Annotated in this window: 20 protein-coding genes; 18 read left to right on the forward strand and 2 right to left on the reverse strand. The window is 41.4% G+C overall.

Annotated features, from left to right (window positions below):
- Positions 1-72 precede the first annotated feature (72 nt).
- From BWD47_RS02700 to BWD47_RS02760, 13 genes are all read left to right on the forward strand, one after another.
- The gene (locus BWD47_RS02700; protein ID WP_083633621.1) at positions 73-1,380 is read left to right on the forward strand and encodes an amidohydrolase family protein; all 1,308 of its coding nucleotides are present in this window, start codon (positions 73-75) and stop codon (positions 1,378-1,380) included.
- 11 nt (positions 1,381-1,391) lie between these two features.
- Complete coding sequence (locus BWD47_RS02705) at positions 1,392-1,796, forward strand: DUF4440 domain-containing protein (RefSeq protein WP_036972813.1); 405 nt, start codon at positions 1,392-1,394, stop codon at positions 1,794-1,796.
- Between the two features lie 17 nt (positions 1,797-1,813).
- Positions 1,814-3,022: an ATP-binding protein gene (locus BWD47_RS02710; RefSeq protein WP_075593322.1), complete on the forward strand. Its 1,209-nt coding sequence runs from the start codon at positions 1,814-1,816 to the stop codon at positions 3,020-3,022.
- On the forward strand, positions 3,019-3,552 hold the full coding sequence (locus tag BWD47_RS02715) for a response regulator transcription factor (RefSeq protein WP_065979120.1): 534 nt from the start codon (positions 3,019-3,021) through the stop codon (positions 3,550-3,552). The genes BWD47_RS02710 and BWD47_RS02715 overlap by 4 nt, the downstream gene beginning before the upstream one ends.
- Positions 3,553-3,703: 151 nt before the next feature.
- The gene (locus BWD47_RS02720) at positions 3,704-4,108 is read left to right on the forward strand and encodes a DUF1761 domain-containing protein (protein WP_036972810.1); all 405 of its coding nucleotides are present in this window, start codon (positions 3,704-3,706) and stop codon (positions 4,106-4,108) included.
- A gap of 43 nt (positions 4,109-4,151) precedes the next feature.
- Complete coding sequence (locus BWD47_RS02725; RefSeq protein WP_036972993.1) at positions 4,152-4,403, forward strand: hypothetical protein; 252 nt, start codon at positions 4,152-4,154, stop codon at positions 4,401-4,403.
- 152 nt (positions 4,404-4,555) lie between these two features.
- Positions 4,556-4,828 carry a hypothetical protein gene (locus BWD47_RS02730; protein ID WP_036972808.1) on the forward strand — a complete coding sequence of 91 codons (273 nt, stop codon included), beginning with the start codon at positions 4,556-4,558 and terminating at the stop codon, positions 4,826-4,828.
- Positions 4,829-5,032: 204 nt separating this feature from the next.
- Positions 5,033-7,015 (forward strand): TonB-dependent siderophore receptor, encoded by a 1,983-nt coding sequence (locus tag BWD47_RS02735; RefSeq protein WP_075593323.1) that lies wholly within the window; start codon positions 5,033-5,035, stop codon positions 7,013-7,015.
- Between the two features lie 22 nt (positions 7,016-7,037).
- Positions 7,038-8,777: an ATP-binding protein gene (locus BWD47_RS02740; RefSeq protein WP_036972806.1), complete on the forward strand. Its 1,740-nt coding sequence runs from the start codon at positions 7,038-7,040 to the stop codon at positions 8,775-8,777.
- Positions 8,774-10,144 carry a sigma-54 dependent transcriptional regulator gene (locus BWD47_RS02745; RefSeq protein WP_036972805.1) on the forward strand — a complete coding sequence of 457 codons (1,371 nt, stop codon included), beginning with the start codon at positions 8,774-8,776 and terminating at the stop codon, positions 10,142-10,144. The genes BWD47_RS02740 and BWD47_RS02745 overlap by 4 nt, the downstream gene beginning before the upstream one ends.
- Before the next feature lie 205 nt (positions 10,145-10,349).
- Positions 10,350-11,309 (forward strand): porin, encoded by a 960-nt coding sequence (locus BWD47_RS02750; RefSeq protein WP_036972804.1) that lies wholly within the window; start codon positions 10,350-10,352, stop codon positions 11,307-11,309.
- 57 nt (positions 11,310-11,366) lie between these two features.
- Positions 11,367-12,797 (forward strand): SLC13 family permease, encoded by a 1,431-nt coding sequence (locus tag BWD47_RS02755; protein ID WP_227006889.1) that lies wholly within the window; start codon positions 11,367-11,369, stop codon positions 12,795-12,797.
- Between the two features lie 134 nt (positions 12,798-12,931).
- Positions 12,932-14,347 (forward strand): coniferyl aldehyde dehydrogenase, encoded by a 1,416-nt coding sequence (locus BWD47_RS02760; protein ID WP_036972802.1) that lies wholly within the window; start codon positions 12,932-12,934, stop codon positions 14,345-14,347.
- A 19-nt stretch (positions 14,348-14,366) separates the two neighbouring features.
- Here the strand turns inward: BWD47_RS02760 and BWD47_RS02765 are convergent, their stop codons facing one another.
- The gene (locus BWD47_RS02765) at positions 14,367-15,089 is read right to left on the reverse strand and encodes a tetratricopeptide repeat protein (protein ID WP_036972801.1); all 723 of its coding nucleotides are present in this window, start codon (positions 15,087-15,089) and stop codon (positions 14,367-14,369) included.
- 545 nt (positions 15,090-15,634) lie between these two features.
- On the opposite strand from BWD47_RS02765, the gene BWD47_RS02770 reads away from it, so the two are divergent.
- Both BWD47_RS02770 and BWD47_RS02775 read left to right on the forward strand, forming a co-directional pair.
- Positions 15,635-16,483 (forward strand): DUF6279 family lipoprotein, encoded by an 849-nt coding sequence (locus BWD47_RS02770; RefSeq protein ID WP_036972800.1) that lies wholly within the window; start codon positions 15,635-15,637, stop codon positions 16,481-16,483.
- 193 nt (positions 16,484-16,676) lie between these two features.
- On the forward strand, positions 16,677-17,726 hold the full coding sequence (locus tag BWD47_RS02775; RefSeq protein WP_036972799.1) for a GGDEF domain-containing protein: 1,050 nt from the start codon (positions 16,677-16,679) through the stop codon (positions 17,724-17,726).
- Here the strand turns inward: BWD47_RS02775 and BWD47_RS02780 are convergent.
- Complete coding sequence (locus tag BWD47_RS02780; RefSeq protein WP_036972798.1) at positions 17,723-18,673, reverse strand: LysR family transcriptional regulator; 951 nt, start codon at positions 18,671-18,673, stop codon at positions 17,723-17,725. The genes BWD47_RS02775 and BWD47_RS02780 overlap by 4 nt on opposite strands.
- A gap of 118 nt (positions 18,674-18,791) precedes the next feature.
- Between BWD47_RS02780 and BWD47_RS02785 the strand changes: the two genes are divergently transcribed.
- The 3 genes from BWD47_RS02785 to BWD47_RS02795 are packed head-to-tail and all read left to right on the forward strand — an operon-like array spanning position 18,792 to position 24,510.
- Complete coding sequence (locus tag BWD47_RS02785; protein WP_036972797.1) at positions 18,792-19,958, forward strand: efflux RND transporter periplasmic adaptor subunit; 1,167 nt, start codon at positions 18,792-18,794, stop codon at positions 19,956-19,958.
- Positions 19,959-19,964: 6 nt separating this feature from the next.
- Positions 19,965-23,111, forward strand: a complete 3,147-nt coding sequence (locus BWD47_RS02790; RefSeq protein ID WP_036972796.1) for an efflux RND transporter permease subunit — start codon at positions 19,965-19,967, stop codon at positions 23,109-23,111.
- Positions 23,104-24,510 carry a TolC family protein gene (locus BWD47_RS02795; protein WP_075593324.1) on the forward strand — a complete coding sequence of 469 codons (1,407 nt, stop codon included), beginning with the start codon at positions 23,104-23,106 and terminating at the stop codon, positions 24,508-24,510. Before BWD47_RS02790 ends, BWD47_RS02795 begins: the two co-directional genes overlap by 8 nt.
- Positions 24,511-24,512 lie beyond the last annotated feature (2 nt).

Genomic DNA, 24,512 nt, shown 5'->3' on the forward strand with positions numbered 1-24,512 from the left:
CACACTGCTATGTCGCAAATAATGGCTTTTACTCGGTATTTAAGTTAAACCTAGTATAAAAATGAGGCGAATATGAAAAAAATAAATCTAAAAATAGGCACCTTATCGGTACTGGTTTCTTTGTGCACATTTTCAGTGAGTGCTGACACGTTGCTGATCCATGCAGGGAAAATGTTGGTTGGCGTTGAGCAAGCTGTAAAACAACAACAAACCATCGTGATCGAAAACGATAAAATTACAGCAATTGAAGCTGGTTATTTAACTAAAGAGCAATTAAATCTTACAGATGCAACGATTATTGATTTAAAAAATCAGATGGTGCTACCCGGTTTAATCGATATGCATGTGCACTTAACATTTGAACGAGATACTAAGCGAAACCCCCATCAGTGGTTAACTGAGTATGAAGCGGATGATGCACTGCGTTCACTCAAGTATTTAAAGCGCACAGTCGACGCAGGTTTTACCTCAGTGCGTGACTTAGGTAGCCGTTATCAAGTTATTTTTCCATTAAAGCGTGCAATTGAGCGGGGTGATGTACCTGGGCCAAGAATTTTTGCGGCAGGCGATATGATTACCCCAACGGGAGGGCATGCCGATATGCACGGATACCGCCGTGATGTTAGCCAAGCCATTGGCGGTGGGTTAGGCGTGTGTAATGGCGCTGATGATTGTACTCGAGCCGTAAGAGATGTAATAAAAAGTGGGGCCGATGTCATTAAAATCACTGCCACGGGTGGGGTGTTGAGTAATACAGCTGCCGGTGTTAATCAGCAGTTTACCGATGATGAACTTACTGCAATCGTTAATACGGCTCATCATTTAGGTCGCCCAGTTACTGCACATGCACATGGCACAGAAGGTATCAAAGCGGCTTTACGGGCGGGTGTAGACTCAATTGAACATGGCTCTTTTTTAGATATAGACACTGTTAAGCTATTTAAGAAACAAGATGCGTATTTAATCCCAACATTACTCGCAGGTGCTACAGTCAAACAAGAAGTATTAGAAAACCCAAACATGCCAAAAGCAATTGCTGATAAAGTTGAGTTTGTGGCTCCAAAAATGGAGGCATCGTTTAAATTAGCGTTAAAAAATAAGGTTAAAATAGCATTTGGAACAGATTCAGGCGTATCAAAGCATGGTGATAATGCAAAAGAGTTTGAGCTACTTGTTAATTATGGCATGACACCAAAAGAAGCAATAAAATCAGCCACTGTCGAGGCCGCTAAATTATTAGGGCAAAGCGAGCACCTTGGTGACTTGAGTGTTGGTAAACAAGCAGATATTATCAGTGTTAATATGAATGTGCTTGATAACATTAGTGAACTTAGAAATGTACGCTTTGTTATGAAAGGCGGAAACGTGCTCAAACAGTAAGGGTAACTACGATGAGCGGTAAAATTAAAGCAACTTTATTTAATCAGCTCATTGAGGCTGAAAGGCAATTGCTAGAACCTGAGATCCGTCAGTCTGCAGATGCACTCGATGCGTTGCTCGATGATGACTTTATTGAAATTTCAGCTAATGGCACGTCGTTTAATAAGTTTCAGGTTTTAACACGTTTACCGACTGAAGTCGTTCCTCAGTTTTATAATCAACACTTTAAAGGGCGGATGCTGAGTGATGAGATTGCCCAATTGAGTTATCAAGCTGCTTTTAGGCGTTCCGCCCGTGCTGAGTTTAATTATTCAATTCGCATGTCGCTATGGCGATTTAATGGTCAACAATGGCAAATGGTGTTTCATCAAGGAACACCTTGCGCTCCCTTTACTATTTCTATGGATGACGATTAAGTCTCTTAACGCTTTTTATGCAAACTGATCCGGCGATTAGTCGCTTACTTACTTTAAGAAGTGCAGCTATTGCTGTGCAATTTTTTGCTGTTGTTTCGGTATACTTTTTATTTGATTATCAAGTTGCCATCTTCCCTTTACTGGCTGTGATTAGTGTTGAAGCACTGTTCCAATTGCTCAGTATTTTAGCGTATCGCAAAGTGAACCACGCGAAACCGATTGCCGTGTTGATGCAGTTGACTGCTGATATCTTATTTTTATCGATATTGCTGTCTTTGAGTGGGGGCGCCACGAACGCATTTGTGTCGCTGTTACTTTTACCAATTATGATTGCTGCCGTGTCGGTTAATGGTAAAGGATTAGCTTATATAGCCGTGCTTGCTATCGCGGCGTATAGCTATTTGCTGTTTAAAATGCCTGATCACAGTATGCATCAAATCGACATGACTCATCACTTTATTGGGATGTGGGTTAATTTCGTGATAAGTGTGATTGTAATTGCATTTATAATCGGTGCGCTAAATCGGACGATTAAAGCACGCGATGCCACTATAGCAAGAGGCCGAGAGCAGCAGCTCAGGCACGAGCAATTGTTAACATTAGATGGTGCAGCTGCACAAATTACCCATCAGTTAGCAAGTCCTATAGCAAACCTGCAATTTCTTTACGAAGAGCTTAAAGAGCAGCAAGCTGACGACCCCATTATACAAGAAATGGCCAAGCCATTGGAGCAGTGCAATGAGCAACTAGCGCATTTTAGAGCGCTATCATCTGCGCTTAGAACAGGTAAAACGCAAACAATAATACCGGTCGATGTGCTGCAAAAAGAAATAGCAGATGCTGCATTATTACATCATCCAGAACACACGCTTGAATGGTTAAATGAACCACCTAAATGCACTATTCTGAGTGATGCAATGTTATTACCCGCTATTTTGAATTTGCTACAAAATGCAGTATTAGCAAACAATCAGCAGCACTCTCACATAGAAGCTCGTTGGCAGTTTAACGCGGATTCGGTTTCTTTATCTTTACGTGATTTTGGTCAAGGTTTAAGTGAGCAACAAATGGCAGCATTAGGGGGTCAACTTATGCCGAGTCAACATGGTATGGGGATGGCAGTAATGCTTTCTAATGTGACTTTGGAACGCTTAGAAGGCTCACTTACAGTGAGTAATCATAAAGAGCAGGGGGCTGTAGCTACAATCACCCTGAAAGTGGTATGAATTTATTAATAATCGAAGACGACATTAATCTAGCCAACACGCTAGCCAGACGCTTTACAAAACATGGCTTTTGTTGTCAGCTTGCCCACAGTTGTCAGCAAGCAATTGACATTTGTAGTGCTTTTTCACCCAGTCATTTTTTAGTCGATTTAAAGTTAAAAGATGAAAATGGCTTAACGTTAATAAAGCCAATGCGCCAGCAATTTCCGCGTTCACGCATTATCCTTCTAACAGGCTTTGCAAGTATTGCCAGTGCAGTTGAAGCGATTCGTCTCGGTGCAGATGATTATTTACCCAAACCCGTCGATTTTGTTTCGTTACTGAGAACATTACTTGAGGGCAGTGAGGCAGAGCAACCTACCCATACTCTGCCACAAACACAAATAATGTCGCCAGAACGACTCGAATGGGAACATATTCAACACGTATTGCATCGTAATCATGGCAATATATCTGAAACAGCAAGGCAGTTGAACATGCACAGGCGAACCTTACAACGTAAACTTCAAAAGAAACCCGTTCAGCAATAAAGATGATATTTAAGTATTGTTAAATTAAGTTACACAACACAAAAAAGGTATTTAGTATTAGAGCCAAATACCACTCGTCACATTTGATTTGCTGCATTGGGATTCCTTAACTAAAGTCAAATTAACCCTATTGGTTGTATGAGTCTGGTGTATGGATTTTTCTCAACTGAATTTTTTTGCCGTATTTCTTGCTGCGCTTGCTTCTTTTCTTCTTGGGGCTGTTTGGTATTCTCCGTGGTTTTTTAAACGCATTTGGATGGAGAGCTGCGGTTTAACAGAGCTTGATCTTCAGCAAATCAATCATGTCATGGTGTTTGGTGGCAGTTTTGTGCTGTGCCTATTAATTGCTTTAAGTTTATCTTTATTTATTGGTAGCAATGTTAATGTAGGCGTTGCCGTAGGCACAGGGTTTATAATCGGTTTATGTTGGGTAAGTTGCGCACTTGGCATTGGTTATATTTTTGAGCAACGACCCCTTAAATTGTTTTTAGTGAACGCTGGCTATTCTATTTTACAGTTCTCTTTAACGGGTTTGGTTTTGGGGCTTTGGCCATAGACATGGTAGCATGCGTTTTTTAATCGCGTTTAGTGTGGAGTTTATGGCTAAACCCAATAAAAAAGGCCCGACGAAAACCGTTGATATATTTTGTAGTCAGTGCAAGTGCCAATTATTTAAATACCGCAAAGGCGGCAAAGGTGCATTAGTTAAGTGCTTTGTTGAACGTATAAGCCAAAATTTTACAGCACAGACGGGTGTTTGCCCGCAGTGCCATCGTCATTTTGCCCGCGAAACAATGATAAGAGGCACACCCGCATTAAAAATTATTGGCGGTAAAGTGACGCATAAGTAGCTTATACATAGAATGCGGACATTTATCCTCGTTTAAGTTATCTGCTTTGATACCATTGTTCGGTTTGCTGTTTCAATGAATGAAAACAACCCTCCCCATGGATTGGGCCAGTTGTTTGGGTATAAACAAATGAACAATATGGATTCACGTACGTGATAGCACTTTTATTTGATATTATTGGTATGACGGGTACTTTCTTGGTAGTAGGTGCCTTTTTCATGTTACAACTAAATAAAGCATCCCCGACAGGGCTTGTGTATAACATGATGAACTTAACTGGCGCGGTGCTGCTGTTAATTAGTTTGTGTTATAACTTTAACTTGGCCAGCTTTGTCATTGAAATATTTTGGATTGCGGCATCATTGATTGGCTTATACAAATATTTAAAAACTAAGCGCAGTGAGCGTGTTAAGCAGTTTAGCTAAATGAGACGTTAAACTAATGATACAGGAGCCCATAACTATAAAGTACATGGGCTTTTTTATTACACCAAGTACAGAGCGTCAAAGACTGTATAAAATTAAGTGAATTGGTATAAAAAGATTGCAAGCTTACCCATCTTTTGTATTAATAGTGTAAACAGAGTGTTGCAGTGCAACATTTAATCATTATTACGGGTGTCTCGCAGCATGAAGTTTTTACTATGTTCAACACTTTTTTTAATCGCAAATTCCCCAGCAGCGCTATTCGGCGCAGAAGCTTCTGAATATGAAGATTTATTTTCACTAAGTTTTGAAGATTTACTCGATGTACATGTTGATATTGCGAGTAAAACAGCGGAAACCCTGTCATCAGTTCCTTCAACAATGAGCGTGTTTAGCCGTCAGCAAATTCAAGCGCTCGGTGTTGATAATGCGTATGAAGTGATGAATTTTGTTGCGGGTATGCAATCAACCCGCGGTGATTGGGTAGGGGCTGTGCCTAAAGATCATGCCCGAGGAGTATACCTAGATAGTGGTAATGTGTTGGTGATGATCAACGGTGAGCGCGTCAATGAATCATCATTTGGTAAGGCTTCGGTCTACATGCCTTACATACCTATTGAGGTAATAGAAAAAATAGAGTTTATTCGTGGGCCGGGCTCTGCTTTATACGGTAGTAACGCCTTTTTAGGTGTGATGAATATTGTCACGACAAAAGAGCGTAATGCATTACAGGCTGTAGCAGGCAACAATGGTCGTTACGGAGCAACAGCACAGTTTTATAAGCATTTTAGTGACACGGTGTCGGCGTATGCGACGTTATCATACGAAAGTAAATCGGGTGAACGCTACCCACAAGACGTAAAAGACCCTCTAAAAGCGGTGTATATTGAGGCAGGGTTAGATTATAAAAAACTTTCACTTCATACACGTTACAATGAAACGCAACTTGATGAGTTTTTAAATCTTGCCGGTTATTCGAAACAAAACCAACACACCAGTGATAATACGTTTATAGGCATTAAATATAATTGGCTTAATACCGATAAATTCAAGCTAGATAGTCATTACTCTTACAGTAAACATGCAATATCAACGGCTGGGTTGATTGCTGAATTTGACGATATGCCAGACTTTTTATTAGGGCCCGATTGGCAAACCTATGACAGTAAATTTTCAACAGAATTAAGTTATCAGCTTGATAATCAATGGCAATTAGCTGCAGGCGTTGAATATGCTGAGGCAAAGCAGCAAAAAGCCGATGTACGTACTAACTATTATGACAGTGACTCACAACAAGTTATCCTCGCGCCTGCTTATTATCAAAATGGGATTGTACGTATTAAAGATTTTCCTTTATTTGCGTCATTAAAGTATACCTTTGAAACGGTGAGTGCTTACGGGCAATTAAAGATTCCATTTTCTGACTCGTTCACGTTCTTTATAGGGGCACGCTATGATGATGTTAAAGATATCGACAGTAAATTATCACCTCGATTAGCAAGCATTTACGAAATTAATCAGTCACATACATTAAAGCTTCAATATGGCGAATCGTTCAGAACACCGGTGACGAATGAACTTTTTTCTAATGACTCTGTGACGAAAGGTAATCCATCATTACAATCTGAATCAGTTAAAACCACTGAACTTGTTTGGCACTATCAAAACGCGACACTTCAAACAAATGCGGTACTTTTCTATAATGAACTTAATGACTTTATTGAGACTGTGCCCTTTCAAGGCAGTGACACACTGTTCACTTTTGAAAACTCACTCAACACTGATAACCGTGGTTTAGAGCTGGATGCTACATGGCAATATAATAAAAAATTTGCGCTTACGGGAACCTATACACACTATTTCCATGAGCCGATAAATGCCAGTTTTAAACGCTTTGCCAGCTTAGTTACCCGTTATAACTTAAACGATAGTTGGCAGCTAAGCCTAAACATTTTATGGCGTGACCAAGTGAATGCGGCTTCATTAAACGGTGATGAGTTTAACCAATCGGCTTATAGTTTATTAGGAGGCACGGTTAAATGGCAATTGAATACGCATAGTCATTTAATGTTTAAAGCTGAAAACGTATTGGGTAAAAACTATAACGTGTTTGATCCACGTGTTGAGAATGGCTCTGTCGCTGGTACAACAGAAGAATTATCGCTACACTACCAAATCAATTTCTAGCAGTGTCGTGTTTAAGGTCTGAATGTCATCATTAAGTAAAAAGTTAGTTGCGGCAGGTGCTATTTTAATTTTGCTGCTTGTATTGGTTTTTTACATTGGTCGACAACACGATTACACAAAAGCCAGTCAATTAAGCCGTGTGCAAGCGGTGCAATTAAGTCACTATTTTTCAAGTGAACTTGAACGGTTTCAAACGATCCCTGCCTTAGTGAGTGCTAATGATTTAGTAAAAACGTTTGTAACTAACCAAGGTGTTGGTGAACAAGCCGTCAATTATTATCTTGAAGATATCCAGCGTGCAAGTGGTGCATCAGATGTTTATTTAATGGACTTATCTGGCTCTGTTGTGGCCAGTAGTAATTGGCAAGTCGATTACACTTTTCTTGGCAGTAACTTTGCGTTTAGGCCGTATTTTTATTTAGCGAAAAAAGGTGAAAAAGTTGCTTACTTTGCACTAGGAATGCGCTCAAGTGAGCGGGGTATATACTTCTCTGAACCGGTTATTGCAGACGGTAAAGTTATTGCCGTCGTGACATTAAAAGTGAATGCAAAAAAGTTTGAGCAAGACAGGCAATTGCTAAATGCGTCAGACAGTACGCACTTTCATATTTCTCTTGAAGACAGTGTTATCGTGATGTCTGATGTGCAAAGCTGGCGTTTAAATTCGTTAAAAGCGCTTAGCGAAAAGCAAATGGAAACGCTTGTAAGTTCAAGGCGATACCTATCACATACGCCAAGTTTATTAGCTTATACTTCTAAGCCTTTAAGTGATAATACGGCTGAGCAAACCATCGAAATAAATAATAAGCGAGTGCGATTTATTAGCGCGTTCGAAACCATCGATATTATCAATGCGAAGGCCAGCGTGCTGGTAGATATAAGCGGTTTAGAAGTTGCACAAATACCACGTTTACTGTGGTTTAGTGTGTTTTATATGATAGTTGTCGTGCTGATACACATGAGTATGGTTCGTTTCGCGGGTTATAAAAAACTCTTATTTTCAAGACACAGTCTTGAGCAAGAAGTGATAGAGCGTACGCATGCACTCGAAAAAGCGCAAAAGGCACTTGTCCAAGCTGCTAAGCTGGCTACGATAGGCCAGTTAAGTGCGGGTATTAATCATGAAATAAACCAGCCATTAAGTGCCATGAACACTTATTTAGTCAGTGCAAAGCGATTGCTTATGAAAGGCAATATTGAACAAGCATCAGAAAACCTTGTATTGGTGCAATCGCTCATTGAGCGTGTGCATAAGATCGTTGCTCAACTAAAGCATTTTAGTAAGCCTGCACAAACGCAACTGCGTGAACAGAGCTTATCGCGGATGCTTAAAAATGCATTAATGATCGCCAGTGCTCAATTAAAGCAAGATGATATTGATGTTAAAACAGCCGACATCTCAGAACATATCACGGTATGGGTCGACAGTGTAAAGTTTGAACAAGTATTAGTGAATGTAATCACCAATGCCAGCCAAGCGATGGCTGAATGTGAAAAACGCGAATTGAGTTTTGAGCTTGAATTATTTGACGACAGAGTGAAGTTTTCGATATTAGACACAGGCCCAGGCATTGACCAACATGCATTAGGCAGTATTTTTGAGCCATTTTACAGTACCAAAACCAGCAATGGTTTGGGGTTAGGGCTGTCTATCTCCCGACAAATTATCGACTCATTCAATGGTCGATTAAGTGCCCATAACCGCCCTGAAGGGGGCGCACAGTTTATTATTACACTACAAAGCAATAAGGAAACCTCATGAGTTTAGTTGCCAATGCCTGCCAACAGGTGATCGTTATTGATGATGAAGCGGTGATCCGTGATTCATTAAAGCAACTGCTCGAGATTGAAGGCTATCAGGTGCAATGCTTTAGCGAACCAACGGCGGCGTTATCTAAACTAAGTCGTCGTTTTGAGGGGGTTGTATTAAGCGATATTAATATGCCTAAGATGGATGGTTTAACCTTTTTAGAACAAGTTAAGGCATTTGATAGTGAACTACCGGTTATTTTTCTAACGGGCTTTGCAGACGTGTCTGTCGCAGTAAAAGCCATGCAATTAGGGGCTTATGACTTATTTGAAAAGCCGCTAACTGAGCAGCTATTAGATTGCATTGCGCGAGCATGCGATAAACGCGCGTTGGTGATGGAAAACCGTGCATTGAAAATTGCTGTCGAAAAAACATCAGCACCAGGTGTGCGAATTTTGGGTGAAACCGAACAAATGCAGCAGATGATGCATTTACTCAATGCCGTGATTGATACGCCAGCAGATGTATTAATTGAAGGCGAAACAGGCACCGGAAAAGAGCTAGTTGCTCGCTACCTCCACGACCAAAGTAATCGTTCATCAGCAAATTTTGTTGCCATAAATTGTGGCGCAATTCCTGAGCAGTTAATTGAGAGTGAGTTATTTGGTGCAGCCAGTGGCGCGTACACGGGGGCAACACAATCACGACAAGGTAAGTTTGAATTTGCTAAAGGGGGAACGGTATTTTTAGATGAAATAGAATCGACCCCAGCAAGTTTGCAGGTTAAGTTATTACGCGTGCTTGAAGAGCGAAAAGTTACTCCCGTTGGTGACAATCATGCTGTTGATCTTGATGTGCGTATTGTTGCAGCAACCAAGGTTGATTTACTTTCTTTAGTCGAAGCGGGTGAGTTTAGAGCCGATCTTTATTATCGACTGAACCTCGTTAAAGTGAGTATCCCTGCGTTACGTGATCGTAAAGCTGATATACCGTTGCTGTTTAAACATTTTAGCTCCATTGCGGCGACTCGATTCCATAAACCACCTGCAACACTGAATAGCGAAGCTAAACAACGTTTGTTAGCCTACGATTGGCCTGGCAACGTGCGTGAACTTAGAAACCAAGCAGAACGCGCTGTTTTGTTGGGCTCTGACTTAGCATTTGCCACTAATAATGATAGTAACAACGAAATCCAACTCGCCCAAGATCTCAGTCTCGCTGAAAAAATGAGTTTTTATGAGCAGTCACTGATTGAAGAAGCACTTGAGCGAAACAATGGCAGTATTAAAAATACCATGCAAACCCTGCAAATTGCCCGTAAAACACTCTATGACAAAATGAGTAAGTACGGTATTAATCGTGAAATGTTCAAGGATTAAGCAATCACAAAGTGGGTGTGGGTGGATTAAGTGACATCGCATCTTAAAAAATGTGTGGAAATCCGCACATAAAAACAATGCCAATAAATTGGTTTAATCATAACTATATGTATTTTAAGTTTTTTTAATTTATTGTGTGAGTTGGCAATTAATTTGCCTCTAGTGTTAGGAACAACAATTTGAACCTAATATAAAGGGGCGCATAATGACAACAATAGTAACTTATACAAAAACTCGCGTTGCAGCGGGTATAATTTTAGCGTGTTTTGCAGGCTCATCTATGGCTGCTGATTACGCTGTATATGGAAAAGCCGAAGTTCAAATAGCCAACACTGATACTGGTGTGATGCGCTATGCTGATGAAGGTACGCAAATTGATGCACCTTTTTCTCGTATAGGCATCAAGGGCAGTCATAAACTCACTGAATCATTAAAAGCAGTGTTCAAATACGAAGTACAAGTAAAAGGCTTTGAACACGATGATACTAATGAGCCATTCTCAGCACGCAATACCTATTTAGGCTTAGCGGGCGATTTTGGTGAAGTCGTCGTTGGTCGTAATGACACGCGCTTTAAATATTCAGAAGGCAAACTTGACGGTTTCAACGAAACACAAGCTGATATTGCGCAGTTGATCCCAGGGCAAGACCGGATTGGCGATACCATTACCTATAGCTCTAAAACATATGCGGGTGCTTCATTAGCGTTAACATACGCGCCAAAAGACGATAGCAGTAATGATGAGTCAGGGTTTGCTGCAACCGTTATTTATGGTGACCGTGCATTAAAATCAGCTAATTATTATGTTGCAATCAGTCATGTTGATGCCCTTAATAAATTAACGGCAAGTCGCGTTGTCGCAGCGTGGAAACACGAAAATCTTCAGTTAGCCGGTTTAATCCAACGTAGTGAATCAACAGACGGGACTAAAGAAGGCAATGGTTATGCTGTAAGTGCAAGCTATGCAATTGATAAATGGGTCCCTAAATTACAATACGTAAAAGACGACTCTAAAATTCGCCATGCTGAAGAAGGTAAACAATGGACAGTAGGTGTTGACTATGTATTTGATAAACAAACAACTGCATACTTATTCTATACTGATTTAGACCTTGATATTGAATCAGATAACAGCATTGCACTTGGCCTTAAGTACAAGTTTTAAGGAGTCGGTATGTCATTAGTTAATCAAACAAAAGACGGCACAGAGCAACGTCCGTTGATGACCACTGTGATGCTTTTATTGGGTCCATTAGTGATGCTATTAACATGCTTAATAGACCCACCAGCAGGGATGAGTGAACCTGCACTTAGAACAGCAGGCCTTGCATTTTGGATGGCATCTTGGTGGGTGAGTGAGGTTGTGCCAATTCCAGCTACTTCATTATTACCACTGGTTATATCACCTCTTGCTGGTATTGCAGCAATCAAAGGGGTTGCAGCACCGTATGCTCACCCTTTGATCTTTTTATTCTTGGGCGGTTTTTTAATTTCTATCGCGATGGAGCGTTGGGGGCTACATAAACGTATAGCACTTAATACAATGCTTCGTGCGGGAACGAAACCTAGCCTACAAATTTTAGCGATGATGTTGGTGACGGCATTTTTATCAATGTGGATGTCAAATACAGCCACTGCGGTGATGATGCTACCGATTGCTATGTCGATCACGATGTTAGTAAAGCAATCTAATCCTGATAACGACCAATTTGGCAAAGCATTATTACTATCTATCGCGTATGGCGCGAGCATTGGTGGTATTGCCACGTTGATTGGTACTCCGCCAAATGCATTAATGGCAGCGTACTTATCAGATAGCTATAAAATTGATATTGGTTTTGCACAGTGGATGAAAGTAGGTGTCCCGCTTGCAACAGTTATGCTTATTTTATGCTGGGTATGGTTAACTAAGTTTGCTTATAAAGTGGATACACCGTGCGCGCAAGATGCGAGCCAAGATACTAAATCATTATTTTCAACCCAGCTTAAAGAGCTTGGCGTAATGCAGCGTGCTGAAAAAGGCGTGGCAATAGTGTTTGTACTTGCTGCAGTGTGTTGGATTTTTAGACCGTTATTGGCTGACTCAACAGGGTTAAAAATATCGGATACAGGCATTGCGATTGCTGCTGCTTTACTGCTGTTTGTGTTACCTGCTAATAAAGGGGATGGCGAGCGTATTCTCGATTGGGAAAGTGCAGCAAAAGTGCCCTGGGGTGTGTTATTACTGTTCGGGGGTGGTTTAACACTTGCTGCGCAAATTAAATCATCAGGCCTAGCAGAGTACATCGCTCACATGATTGAAGGTGCAAGTGTGATTCCGTTGGTACTGAGTGTATTGGCTGTTGCAACATTGATTACTTTCTTAACTGAGATCACAAGTAATACCGCAACTGCCGCTGGTTTCTTACCGCTATTAGGTCCGGTTGCTGAATCTGTATTTGGAACGCCTTTAGTGTGGGTTATTCCTGCAGCGATTGCATGTAGCTGCGCATTCATGATGCCTGTTGCAACCCCTCCTAATGCCATTGTGTTTGGGTCAGGGCAAATTCAAATGCGCGACATGATCCGATCAGGCTTTGCACTTAATATCATTGCGATTGCGATGATTACGCTAATTACAATGACCATCGCGGCCGCTGTGTTTGGCTTTTAAGATACATTTATAATATCCAACCTATTCCAACCAACAACAGCGCTCACCCTGAGCGCTGTTTTTTTACTTCTATGAAAGTTGCGGCGGTTATTATTGATCGCTATAGTTGAATTTGTCGCTATTCAAGAGATCACATTTTGACTGATATTCAAAGACTTCTACATTCTCAATTCCAGCAACTCAATCGTACTTTTTTGGCTGAACCTTATTTGCCAATCGAGCAGCGTATTAGTATTTTAAAACAGATAAAAAATAGCCTGATTACTAACGAGCAAGCCCTTGTTGCGGCGACGAGTAAAGATTTTGGATACCGCACTGCTTTTGACACCGTACTGGGTGATTTATTACCGACAGTAAAACTCATCAGTGACACAATAAAACGGCTGCCCAAGTGGGCTCGCAATGAGTCGCGTGGTGTGGGTATTAGTTTGTGGCCCTCTAAGGCTCATATTAATTATCAGCCAAAAGGTGTTGTCGGTGTTATCGCGCCGTGGAATTATCCTATACAGCTTGCACTGGTTCCTGTCATTACCGCATTAGCGGCAGGTAATCGAGTGATGCTAAAAGTCAGCGAATTTACACCCCATACCAATGAGATTATAAAGGATATATTTTCTGGTGAGTTAGCAGCGCATTGCCATATTGTTGAAGGGCAGAGCGAGGTTGCTGCGGCGTTTAGTGAACTGCCTTTTGCACACATATTATTTACAGGCTCCACAACAGTAGGTCGTAAGGTGATGCAGGCAGCGAGTCAGCATTTAACACCGGTTACTTTAGAACTTGGCGGTAAATCACCGGTTGTGATTCTTGACGATGTGAATATAAAATCAGTGGCGAAAACATTGCTGTTTGGCAAGCTAAATAATGCAGGGCAAATTTGTGTTGCACCTGATTATGTATTCGTGCCAAAAAAACATGAGCATCAATTACTGCAACAGCTATGTGAGCTCTATAAACAGCATTTTAAAGACGGCGTTGAGGGAAAAAACCTAACTTCAATCGTCTCTGACTCTCAATATCAGCGTTTAAAATCATATTTAGTGGATGCTGAAGATAAAGGGGCTCAGATTTTTAAGCCGCTTGAAGAGAATCAATATGACGATTTAAAACATCGTTTGGGTTTGCATATATTGACGCAAGTTAATGATGCGATGAACGTGATGCAAAATGAAATATTTGGCCCATTACTGCCGATAATGAGCTATGAATCATTGCAACAGGTTATTGACTATATAAATAGTCACCCTCATCCCTTAGCATTGTATATTTTTGGCCACGATAAAGAGAGGATTTCGTTTGTGAGTCAGTCGATTCGCAGTGGCACCTTGGCAATAAATGATGTGTTGATGCAAGTGACCGCAGATCAGCTTCCTTTTGGTGGGATTGGTGAATCAGGAATGGGTCACTACCATGGAATAGAAGGGTTTAAAACTTTTAGTCATGCCAGAAATACGTTGGTATCTGGTAAATTTAATCCAAGAACACAGCTATTGCTTAAGCAAAATAAATTGCTTATTACGCTATTAAAATGGATGTACTTGCGTCGATAGACGCAAGTACTTCGTGTCATTATAAACGACCGTCAGGGGCGTACAATCCCGCTTGTATTTTTGCGTAAATAGCGTCGGCTTTTTCTTTTGCAGCTTCAACTTCTGCTGGCATCATGTTTCGCTCGTCAAGTTTACGACTATGACTGGCATCCATATTGCCATTGTATTCAGCAATCGTGTTCCAAATATATGACTTTTCAAGGTTTTTTGGAACGCCCAAACCATCATAATACATTAACGCCATATTATACTGCGCAAGCGTAAAGTTATTTGCAGCAGCCTTTTGATACCAGCTCATTGCTGTGCGGTAGTCCTGTAAAACACCTTCACCATTGGCATACATAACACCTAAATTATATTGTGCTGCAGGGTGGTTTTTTTGCGCTGCCATTTCGTAAAGTGATATTGCTTTCTCTTTGTCTAGTTTTACCCCTTTACCTTCTTGGTAAAGTACACCAAGTGCAAACATTGAATCTGCGTGAACTTGCTTAACGGCTTTTTGGTAAAGCTCTGCTGCTTTACGGTAATCACGCTGAACACCGAACCCACCTTCGTACATTTTAGCTAATTCATAAATAGCGGGTGCATAGCCACGATCTGCAAGGTAATTAAATTCTTGAAGTGCTTCTTCAAAACGTCCTTCATTCGCTGCGAGTTGAGCATCTTCTAGGCTTGCATTGGCAAACGGTGAAAGAAGTAACACGCTGCTTAGCAATAGTGATTTTAAATTAGGCTTGATCATAGTCTGCCTCCAAATGTGTGTTTAAATATCAATAATTAGGGTATTGATAAAAGCCTTGCCGTATCAGCAAATGGGCAAAACATATTGTTAGTTTAGACCCAACTACTGCAAATGCCTAATTTATAGGCACCGACACGCTTAGTAATTAACAAGTAGGCTTAAGATACAGATTTTAATAGAAAAACTAAAGAAATAAAAAAAGCCCAGAGTGGGCTTTTTGAGGTCATATCTACCGTCACCGATATGAGCAATGTAGCAAGTAAAGTGTAACGTTTTATGTCGGTGCTCGGGTCGAGGAAGCAACCATCATTCAAGAGTTACGTCTTGAACAAACTTGGTGGAACAGCATCAAACCCTTGTAGGTATTGAAACTGCGGTATAAACAGTTTAGCGAACCAAGTTGTTGATAACGATTATTACTTAGGTTTAGCTATTCGTCAATAGTTAAATGAGAATTAATTTCATTAAAATGCAGGCATTGCATATTTACACTCTCTATCAACTTGCTAAAGTAATTAGACAGGAACAGGATTTTACAAATACAAATGAAAAAAATAGCAAAGTACCTTATTGCGCTTAGCATATTGCTTGGCATTGCAGGATGTTCACCTAGTTTTACCTATAACAACCTTGGCTGGTTGTCTGGGTTTTGGATAGACGACTATGTCGACCTGAATAGCGAACAAGCAGATAAGTTTAAACACATAGTTCAAACTAGCCGTGATTGGCACAGAGAAACGCAATTGCCTTTGTACAAGCGTGATCTCGAACATTTAAAATCATTACTTGATAAAAATGTTAGTCATGATGAATTAAAAACCCATTTCTTAGCTGCCAAACAGCATTGGCAAACATTAGTGACAAAACTTGAACCTGAGTTAATTGCATTAGCAAATACCTTGTCTTACATGCAGCGTGTTGAGTTTGTGGCTGCGTTACAAGAGAACATTAACGATGAATATGAAGAGCATGAACAAAAAACGCCAGCAGAGCATGATAAAGCGCGTTTAGATGACAACCTTGATACCTATAAAGAGTGGCTTGGTACAAAGTTATCAACTGAACAAAAAACATTGGTTGTCGATTTCACTCATCAGCGTGTCGATACTTTTTTGCTCTGGATGCAGTACAAACAAAAACGTTTAGATGCACTTAAAACGTTATTTTTACAAGAAACCAAGCCCGCCGATTTTGATCAACAACTTGCGGTTATTATTAACGACCGAATTGCGTTCATGAGCCAAGCACTTATTAACGCTGACGACAAAAATTTAGAGAATTACGTGAAACTATTGTTAGCACTTAAATCCACATTAACAGACAAACAGCAAAAAAATGTACGCAATGAATTTAATGATCTGATCGAAGAAGTGACAGGGTTGATCAATGATTAGTTTTTTATTTTGAACTGAATATTTAAGCCGGTTCTGTTATTAGCGTGTGCTACTAATCCAAAGAGATACTGTGTAGTAATAATAGGGATGTAGTGTAAAGAGCTTACCTTAACGCTGTTCACTGTTAATAAAATGTTCCTAATTAATTTGTTTCACGCTAAAATCAAGTAATCATAACAAAGCGAGAAACTTGATGGATATTGGTGCGCTGAGAGGCACTCAGGCTTTACGAAATAACGTTCTTAAATGGATGAGCTTTTGTTTGGGCGTACTTGCAACAATATTCGCTTTTTATAATTTACTCTATAACGACTTTGCTGTGCTTGGCATACTCGAAGTTTTCTTTGCCGTTTTTTGTTTCCACACCTACTTTTACACACGACAACACTATGGCCATCTGTGGCAATCGCTCACTCTGTGCGTTTTTTTGAGTCTGCTTGTTGTTATTGGTACGCATTTTGGTGATATTAAAAACCTGCTATTTATTTGGACGTGCGCTCTGCCCATTTTGTATTATTTGTTATTAGGCAAGCGATATGGGCTATTTTTCTCGTTTGGAATAGCCATCATCCAAGGCATTATTTTACTCAGTAAAGAGACCTTAGTACCGTTAAACTCTGTTAATTCGTTACTCAACCTCTCGTTTGTCTATATCAGCATTTGGGCTGTGTCGCACAGTTTTGAAAATAGCCGTGCAGAATATGGAAAGCGTCTTGAAAATTTAGCCTTGTTAGACCCTCTCACAGGGGCTGGCAATCGACTCGCAATGACTCATTATTTCGAAGTTGAGCTAACTCATAAAAATGGTTTGTTTATGTTAATGCTCGACCTTGATTACTTTAAAAAAATTAATGATCAGTACGGTCATGAAGTAGGCGATAGAGTGTTAATAGAGGTCACCAGTTTCTTTAGGCAACGGCTTAATAAAGGCTATGTGTTTCGTATTGGTGGCGAAGAATTTGCTATCTTTTTACCTGCAAGTGACCCACAGAGTGCGTTTGAATTTGCGGATATGTTGCGTGAGCAATTAGCCACAATTGACTACCAAATAGATGAGCACACAATTAATGTAACCATTAGCATTGGTGTTGCGTGTTATATGCCAAAACAAACCCTTAAAAACTTTATCAAACGGGCTGATGACGCCTTATATCAGGCAAAACAGCAAGGACGTAATCGTGTTGTTACAGCCTATGAGTTAAATATTACTCAACTGTTTTGCGATACAGATAAAGCAAGCTAAGTACTTTTTTGATACATGGCATCGTAATTAGGGATATTTGCTTCCCAAATGGGGATATCTTTACCTATGTATTCACGCATCGCATCAAAAAATAAGCGTGTTCTGACTGGCAGGTCTCTGTGCGGATACACAGCATACACCGCACTGTAATCAAGTAATTCAATGTTGGTCAAAATAGGCACTAAATCACCTCGCTTTACTTCATTTTCAAGTATAAAGGCAGGAGCGAGCACGTACGCGTTTCCTGAAATAGCCTTCATAAGAAGTACTTCTGCGTCATTAGCCCTGAATACACTTTTAATATTTTGCTCGATAATATCGCCATTAGCATTGCGATAACGAATACCACTTATACGCTTACTCGGACTGGTGTAGCTGGCTGCTGGCAGTTCTTTTAAATCTTCTACAGATGTTGGCATACCGTAGGTTTCAATAAACTCAGGCGAGGCTAAGAGCAACATCCGGTTACGCGCAATTTTACGTGCGATGAACGAGGAGTCTTTTGGTTCGCCAACACGAAACGCGAGATCGTAACCCTCAGACACTAAATCAATTAATCTGTCGTCTAGACGAAGTTCCACTTCTACTTGCGGAAAACGTTTTTGAAAGTCGTTAATAACCGGTTGAATGTAGCGTTTGCCAAGAATACTTGAGGAAGTGATTTTAAGGGTTCCTCGCGGTTCTTGGTGATAGTTTTCAGCTAGTCGCACTGTTTCATTTAAGAGATCTCTGAGTTCAGCGGCTTTTTTGATCATTTCAGCCCCTGCTGCAGTTAATGAAAACGAGCGCGTGGTTCTATTAAGCAAGCGAACGCCTAACTCGTCTTCGAGGCGGCTAATTTGTTTAGAGATAACGGAGCGGTCGATATTTCTCGATTCAGCGGCTTTTGCAAACGAGCCTCGTTCTATTACCTCAAGTAGCATTAACAGGCGGCTGGTGGTATCCATAGCAGTTCCTAAAACATTATTGATGCCATTTTGGCATTAAAGAATTTAGAAATCTATCATTTTTGTCATCTAATTAGTGCCGTAACATTGTCTCCAATCTATAAACAGGAGAGTCGTGATGAACAAATCTATTCTTGCAGTGGCAGTGGCCATTGCGAGCTTAACGCTTGCAGGGTGTGGCGCAGAAGCCAACCAAGCAGCGCAGCAACAGCATTTACAACCTATTGATGTAGCACAAGTACTCGTTAAGCCAGTACAAAATTGGCACACCTATACAACACGTTTAGAAGCACCGCAAGAAGTTGCGCTCATGCCACGTGTTTCGGGTGTGATCGATAAAATTAACTTTAAAGAAGGTGACAGCGTTAAAGAAGGCGATTTGCTTTTCACGCTTGATGCACGCCCTTTTGCTGCGGTGGTTGATAGCTTAAAAGCGCAAATTGAAAGCGCCAAGGCAGCACTTGAGCAAGCTAAAAGTGAAGCAAAACGAGCTGAGCGCTTAACAGAACGAAAAGCTATTTCAATTGAGCAAGCAGAGTCTCGTAAATCAACCCTTAGACAACGCGAAGCGCAATTGTTAGCTCTTCAGGCAGAACTGAGTGCAGCTAAGCTTGATTTAGCATTTACCCAAGTTCGTTCACCCATTAATGGCGTAGTATCGCGAGCAAATATCACCAAAGGCAACAACGTACTTGCCGGTCAAAGCGTGTTAACACGCATTGTTTCAAACCAGCAAATGTATGCTTACTTTGATATTGATGAGCGCACGTGGAATCAGTCATTTGCTGATGTTACAGCGCAAAGCGAACAAGCGGTCGTGATGCAAAAAGTGGGCGAAACGAGCTTTAACTTTAATGGCAAAATCAATTTTATTGATAATCAAATTAACGAAACTACCGGTACTCTTCGCGTTCGTGCCGTGTTTGAAAACGATGAGCAACAACTGCGTGCGGGGTCATTTGCTCGTATTAAGCTTGCAGCCAATAAAGTAAGCGAAAAAGTTATCGTGCCAGAGCGTGCAATTGGTACAGATTTAAAGAACCGTTTTGTACTCACTGTGGGTGAAGGCAATGTTCTTGAATATAAATTAGTGACGGTGGGCGAGCGTTACGGCAGCCTACGCGCGATTACATCAGGCTTAAATGAAAGTGATGTGATAGCCGTCAATGGCCCTGCTCGTGTAGGCCCGGGTATGCCTATCTCACCAAACACCGTCACCATTAACAGCGACGGAATAGCATTCACTCTTTCCAGTACAAATTCAGACTTGGTCGCAAAACAGTAGGGCAAAATGAAATTTTCACACTTTTTTATTCAGCGACCCATCTTTGCTGCGATGCTGTCACTTATCTTTCTTATCGCAGGGGCCATCTCGTTATTTCAATTGCCAGTCAGTGAGTATCCAGAAGTGGTGCCGCCAACAGTTGTTGTGACGGCAAGTTACCCAGGTGCAAACCCAACGGTGATTGCTGAAACAGTGGCGACTCCGCTTGAGCAAGAAATCAATGGTACCGAAAACATGTTGTATATGTTTTCGCAAGCAACCAGTGATGGCCGCATGACACTAACGGTAACGTTTGCGTTAGGCACTGATTTAGACCGTGCGCAAGTACAAGTGCAAAATCGTGTAAACAGTGCACTACCGCGATTACCACAAGAAGTTCAGCGTTTAGGTGTCGTAGCCGAAAAATCATCACCCGATTTAACCATGGTGGTGCATTTATACTCGCCTGAAAAAACGCACGATACGACCTACTTAGCGAACTATGCCGACTTGTATATCAAAGACCAAATTGCACGTCTTCCGGGAGTGGGTGACGTACGTATGTTCGGTGGTGGCCAATACTCGATGCGCGTTTGGCTAAATCCAGATGCGCTATCGGCACGCGATTTAACAGCCATGGACGTAGTAAATGCATTGCGTGCGCAAAACCAACAAGTTGCTGCGGGTAGCTTGGGCGCACAACCTACGTCGAAAAGTAATCAATTCCAAATTCTAATGAATGTAAAAGGGCGCTTAAGCTCACAAGAAGAATTTGAAAATGTGATCATTAAAGTCGGTGAACAAGGTCAGCTAACACGCCTAAGTGATGTTGCACGCCTTGAGCTTGGCCAAGACACGTATGCACTAAGAGCGATGCTAGATGGTCAACCAGCCCTTGCTATGCCCGTATTCCAACGCCCCGGTTCTAATGCGATTGAGCTTTCTGATCAAGTGCGTGAAACCATGAAGGTGTTATCAAAAGACTTTCCAACAGGAGTAGAATACGACATTGTTTATGACCCCACTATTTTTGTACGCGGCTCGATTGATGCTGTAATTAAAACGCTTTTAGAAGCAATCGCGTTAGTTGTTATTGTTGTGGTGGTGTTTTTACAAACATGGCGTGCATCGGTTATCCCACTGATTGCTGTGCCAGTATCTTTGATTGGTACGTTTGCGGTAATGCAATGGTTAGGCGTGTCTATTAATACCTTGTCGTTATTCGGGCTCGTGCTCGCAATTGGTATTGTTGTCGATGATGCCATTGTTGTGGTTGAAAACGTTGAACGAAATATCGAACAGGGCTTATCACCACTAGAAGCAACTCGTGTTGCGATGACAGAAGTAACCGGGCCAATTATCGCTATTGCGTTAGTATTGTGCGCGGTATTTATTCCTACGGCTTTTATTACGGGTTTATCGGGTCAGTTTTATAAGCAATTTGCACTCACTATTACTATTTCGACGGTTATCTCAGCATTTAACTCGTTAACATTATCGCCTGCGTTATCGGCGTTATTATTAAAAGGTCATGATGCAAAACCAGACCGTTTAACTAAGTTATTAAACCGCCTATTTGGCAACTGGCTATTTAAACCCTTTAACCGCGTGTTTGATAAAGGCGCCAATGGCTACGAAAAACTGGTGCAAAAGCTTATTCGTATGAGTGTGATTGTATTAGTTGCTTATGTTGCGCTTGTGGGTGGCACCGTTAAATTGTTTGATGCTGTCCCTAGTGGCTTTATTCCTCAGCAAGACAAGCAATATTTAGTGGCTGTTGCACAGTTACCTGATGCGGCAAGCTTAGACAGAACCCAAGAAGTCGTGCAAGAAATGGAAAAAATTGCACTACAAGTCCCCGGTGTTGCAAACACTGTGTCGTTTCCTGGTTTATCTGTAAATGGTTTCACCAATAGCCCAAATAGCGGCATTGTGTTTACTCCGCTTGCACCTTTTGAAGAGCGTCAAGACCCGAGTATGTCTGCAATGGCGATAGCGGCGCAGTTAAATCAAAAATTTGCCGCTATTGATGAAGCGTTTGTCGCGGTGTTCCCGCCACCGCCAATTCAAGGTTTAGGGACTACTGGTGGCTTTAAACTGCAAATTGAAGACCGTGCTAACAAAGGCTTTGAAGCACTCTTTAACAGTTTACAAGTAACCATTTCTAAAGCGCAGCAAGACCCCGCATTAATGGGACTTTACTCTAGCTTTAGAATTCAAGTGCCACAAATGGATATCGACATTGACCGAGAGCAAGCGCTTATTCAAGGCATTCCTCTTGATGAAGTATTTAATGCCTTACAAGTCTATTTAGGTTCTGTGTATGTGAATGACTTTAACTTGTTTGGTCGTACTTATCAGGTAAATGCGCAAGCTGATGCTGATTACCGTCAAGATCCAGAGCAAATTTTGAATCTAAAAGTACGTAACCGTATGGGTGAGATGGTGCCATTAGGTTCTGTATTAACGGTCACACCAACAACAGGCCCAGATCGTGTGATGCACTATAACGGTTATCCAACAGCTGAACTAAATGGTAGCCCAGCACCAGGTTATAGCTCAGGCCAAGCACAGCAAGCTATTGAAGCAATCCTTGCAGACACACTTCCCAATGGGATTGAGTTTGAATGGACAGAAGTAACCTATCAGCAAATATTAGCGGGTAACACCATGGTGTATGTTTTCCCACTTGTTGTATTGCTTGTGTTCATGGTACTTGCGGCGCAGTACGAGAGCTTGAGATTACCACTGGCTATTATTCTGATTGTGCCTATGACTATTTTCTCGGCCTTGTTAGGAGTGTGGTTTGTGGGTGATGACAACAATATCTTCACACAAATCGCACTAATCGTACTGGTTGCGCTAGCAAGTAAAAACGCCATTTTAATGGTTGAGTTTGCACGAGATCAGCATAAAACGGGAATGTCTCATCTTGAAGCCATTATTAAAGCGTGTCGCTTACGACTTCGCCCAATTCTAATGACATCAATTGCTTTTACGGCAGGTGTTGTACCACTTGTTCTTGCCACTGGTGCAGGTGCTGAGATGCGTCATGCTATGGGTAACGCGGTATTCTCAGGCATGATTGGTGTAACCGTGTTTGGCTTATTGTTTACCCCGGTGTTTTATATGTTAGTAACGAAAAAATCGCAGAAGGAGCAACACGATGCATAAGCCTCTTGATGCAATCTTTAAAAAAGGCAAACTTGTAAGTGCAATGCTGTTAGCTGGTGTATTGGCAGGCTGCGCACAAAGCGTAGACATACAAGAGCAGCAAGTTAGCCTGACACAATTTGTCAGTGATACACAAATTGGTGCACAAAACGAAGGTGCGAGCGAGAATAACTGGTGGCGTCGTTTAGATTCAGCGCAGTTAGACAATTTAGTGACTGATGCATTAGCAATGAATCACGACTTAAAAACCAGCCAACTTCAACTTGATGCAGCCATAGCTCGTTTAGGTGCAGCCCGCGCGGATTATTATCCGCAGGGCAGCCTAAGCGTAATCGCAGAACGCAGTAGCTTAGATGGCGCTATTACGCGCCAATCAAACGCGGGTGTTAATGTAAATTGGCAGCTTGATTTATTTGGTCGTATTACAGCTTTAGTGGATGCTGCGAATGCTGGCGCACTAAATCAAGCCGAGCAGTTAAGGGCATTGCAGGTTGAAGTGGTTTCAGCGGTAGTGCAAGGCTATGTAAGCTATCAAGGTAATGTGCAAAAACAAGCGATTATTGAGATGCAAATCGAGGCGTTAGAGCAAAGTATTGATGTGCTGAGAGCAAGAGTTGAAGAGGGCGTTGCCAATGAGTTGGACCTTAATCGTACCCTTGCTCAGTTAAAGCAGCAACAAGCGCTTATTCCTGAGCTTAGTTACTTGCAATATCGCGACTTAGCAACCCTTGCGGTGCTAACTGGCCGACTTGCAAGCGACATAACGCTGATTGAAGAGTCTGAATTATTGAGCCGCGATTTTAGCGTGTCGTTTTATAAAGCGAGTGAAGCAATGGCACTCAGACCGGATGTTACCAGTGCCTTGTATCAGTTCAGTCAAGCTTATTCACTCAGTGTGGCAGCCTCTAAAGCGCTTCTGCCTGATATTAGCCTAGCAGGGTTTGCAGGTGTGGTGAGTTTAACCAGTAATGGTTTAGACGATACCGTGCAACAATGGCAAGTGACGCCAAAAGTTGAATGGTCATTACTCAGCTATCCTGCATTATTGGCTCAACGAGACGCACAGCAATTTTTAAGCGAAGCGGCTTACAGCGACTATCAAAGTAAAGTACTAAAAGCGATAAGCGAAAGTGAACTTACCTTGCAACGCTTAGTCAAACAACAGCAACAACTTGATTTTGCTAATCAGCGTTTTAATTATGCGAATAAAGCATTTGAACAAGCTCACGCTATGTATGAAGAAGGACAAATTCCTTACTTAGAGTTGTTAGATGCGAGACAGGATGTTTTAATAGCGCAAGAAAATGCTGTTGATTCAACTATTGCATCTGTCCAGGCCAAGGTAAGCGCATATAACGTGTTTAACGGTCGTTGGAGCTTTGAACTTAACAATCTTTAACC

Origin of the sequence: Pseudoalteromonas sp. PAB 2.2 (genome assembly GCF_001938575.1) — a bacterium.
In the GTDB taxonomy this organism is placed as follows: domain Bacteria; phylum Pseudomonadota; class Gammaproteobacteria; order Enterobacterales; family Alteromonadaceae; genus Pseudoalteromonas; species Pseudoalteromonas lipolytica.

Excerpts from the sequence above, each read along its gene's own strand:
- BWD47_RS02700 (WP_083633621.1), top strand. The coding sequence starts at position 73 with ATGAAAAAAATAAATCTAAAAATAGGCACCTTATCGGTACTGGTTTCT.
- BWD47_RS02705 (WP_036972813.1), top strand. The coding sequence starts at position 1,392 with ATGAGCGGTAAAATTAAAGCAACTTTATTTAATCAGCTCATTGAGGCT.
- BWD47_RS02710 (WP_075593322.1), top strand. The coding sequence starts at position 1,814 with ATGCAAACTGATCCGGCGATTAGTCGCTTACTTACTTTAAGAAGTGCA.
- BWD47_RS02715 (WP_065979120.1), top strand. The coding sequence starts at position 3,019 with ATGAATTTATTAATAATCGAAGACGACATTAATCTAGCCAACACGCTA.
- BWD47_RS02720 (WP_036972810.1), top strand. The coding sequence starts at position 3,704 with ATGGATTTTTCTCAACTGAATTTTTTTGCCGTATTTCTTGCTGCGCTT.
- BWD47_RS02725 (WP_036972993.1), top strand. The coding sequence starts at position 4,152 with ATGGCTAAACCCAATAAAAAAGGCCCGACGAAAACCGTTGATATATTT.
- BWD47_RS02735 (WP_075593323.1), top strand. The coding sequence starts at position 5,033 with ATGAAGTTTTTACTATGTTCAACACTTTTTTTAATCGCAAATTCCCCA.
- BWD47_RS02740 (WP_036972806.1), top strand. The coding sequence starts at position 7,038 with ATGTCATCATTAAGTAAAAAGTTAGTTGCGGCAGGTGCTATTTTAATT.
- BWD47_RS02745 (WP_036972805.1), top strand. The coding sequence starts at position 8,774 with ATGAGTTTAGTTGCCAATGCCTGCCAACAGGTGATCGTTATTGATGAT.
- BWD47_RS02750 (WP_036972804.1), top strand. The coding sequence starts at position 10,350 with ATGACAACAATAGTAACTTATACAAAAACTCGCGTTGCAGCGGGTATA.
- BWD47_RS02755 (WP_227006889.1), top strand. The coding sequence starts at position 11,367 with ATGACCACTGTGATGCTTTTATTGGGTCCATTAGTGATGCTATTAACA.
- BWD47_RS02765 (WP_036972801.1), bottom strand. The coding sequence starts at position 15,089 with ATGATCAAGCCTAATTTAAAATCACTATTGCTAAGCAGCGTGTTACTT.
- BWD47_RS02770 (WP_036972800.1), top strand. The coding sequence starts at position 15,635 with ATGAAAAAAATAGCAAAGTACCTTATTGCGCTTAGCATATTGCTTGGC.
- BWD47_RS02775 (WP_036972799.1), top strand. The coding sequence starts at position 16,677 with ATGGATATTGGTGCGCTGAGAGGCACTCAGGCTTTACGAAATAACGTT.
- BWD47_RS02780 (WP_036972798.1), bottom strand. The coding sequence starts at position 18,673 with ATGGATACCACCAGCCGCCTGTTAATGCTACTTGAGGTAATAGAACGA.
- BWD47_RS02785 (WP_036972797.1), top strand. The coding sequence starts at position 18,792 with ATGAACAAATCTATTCTTGCAGTGGCAGTGGCCATTGCGAGCTTAACG.
- BWD47_RS02790 (WP_036972796.1), top strand. The coding sequence starts at position 19,965 with ATGAAATTTTCACACTTTTTTATTCAGCGACCCATCTTTGCTGCGATG.
- BWD47_RS02795 (WP_075593324.1), top strand. The coding sequence starts at position 23,104 with ATGCATAAGCCTCTTGATGCAATCTTTAAAAAAGGCAAACTTGTAAGT.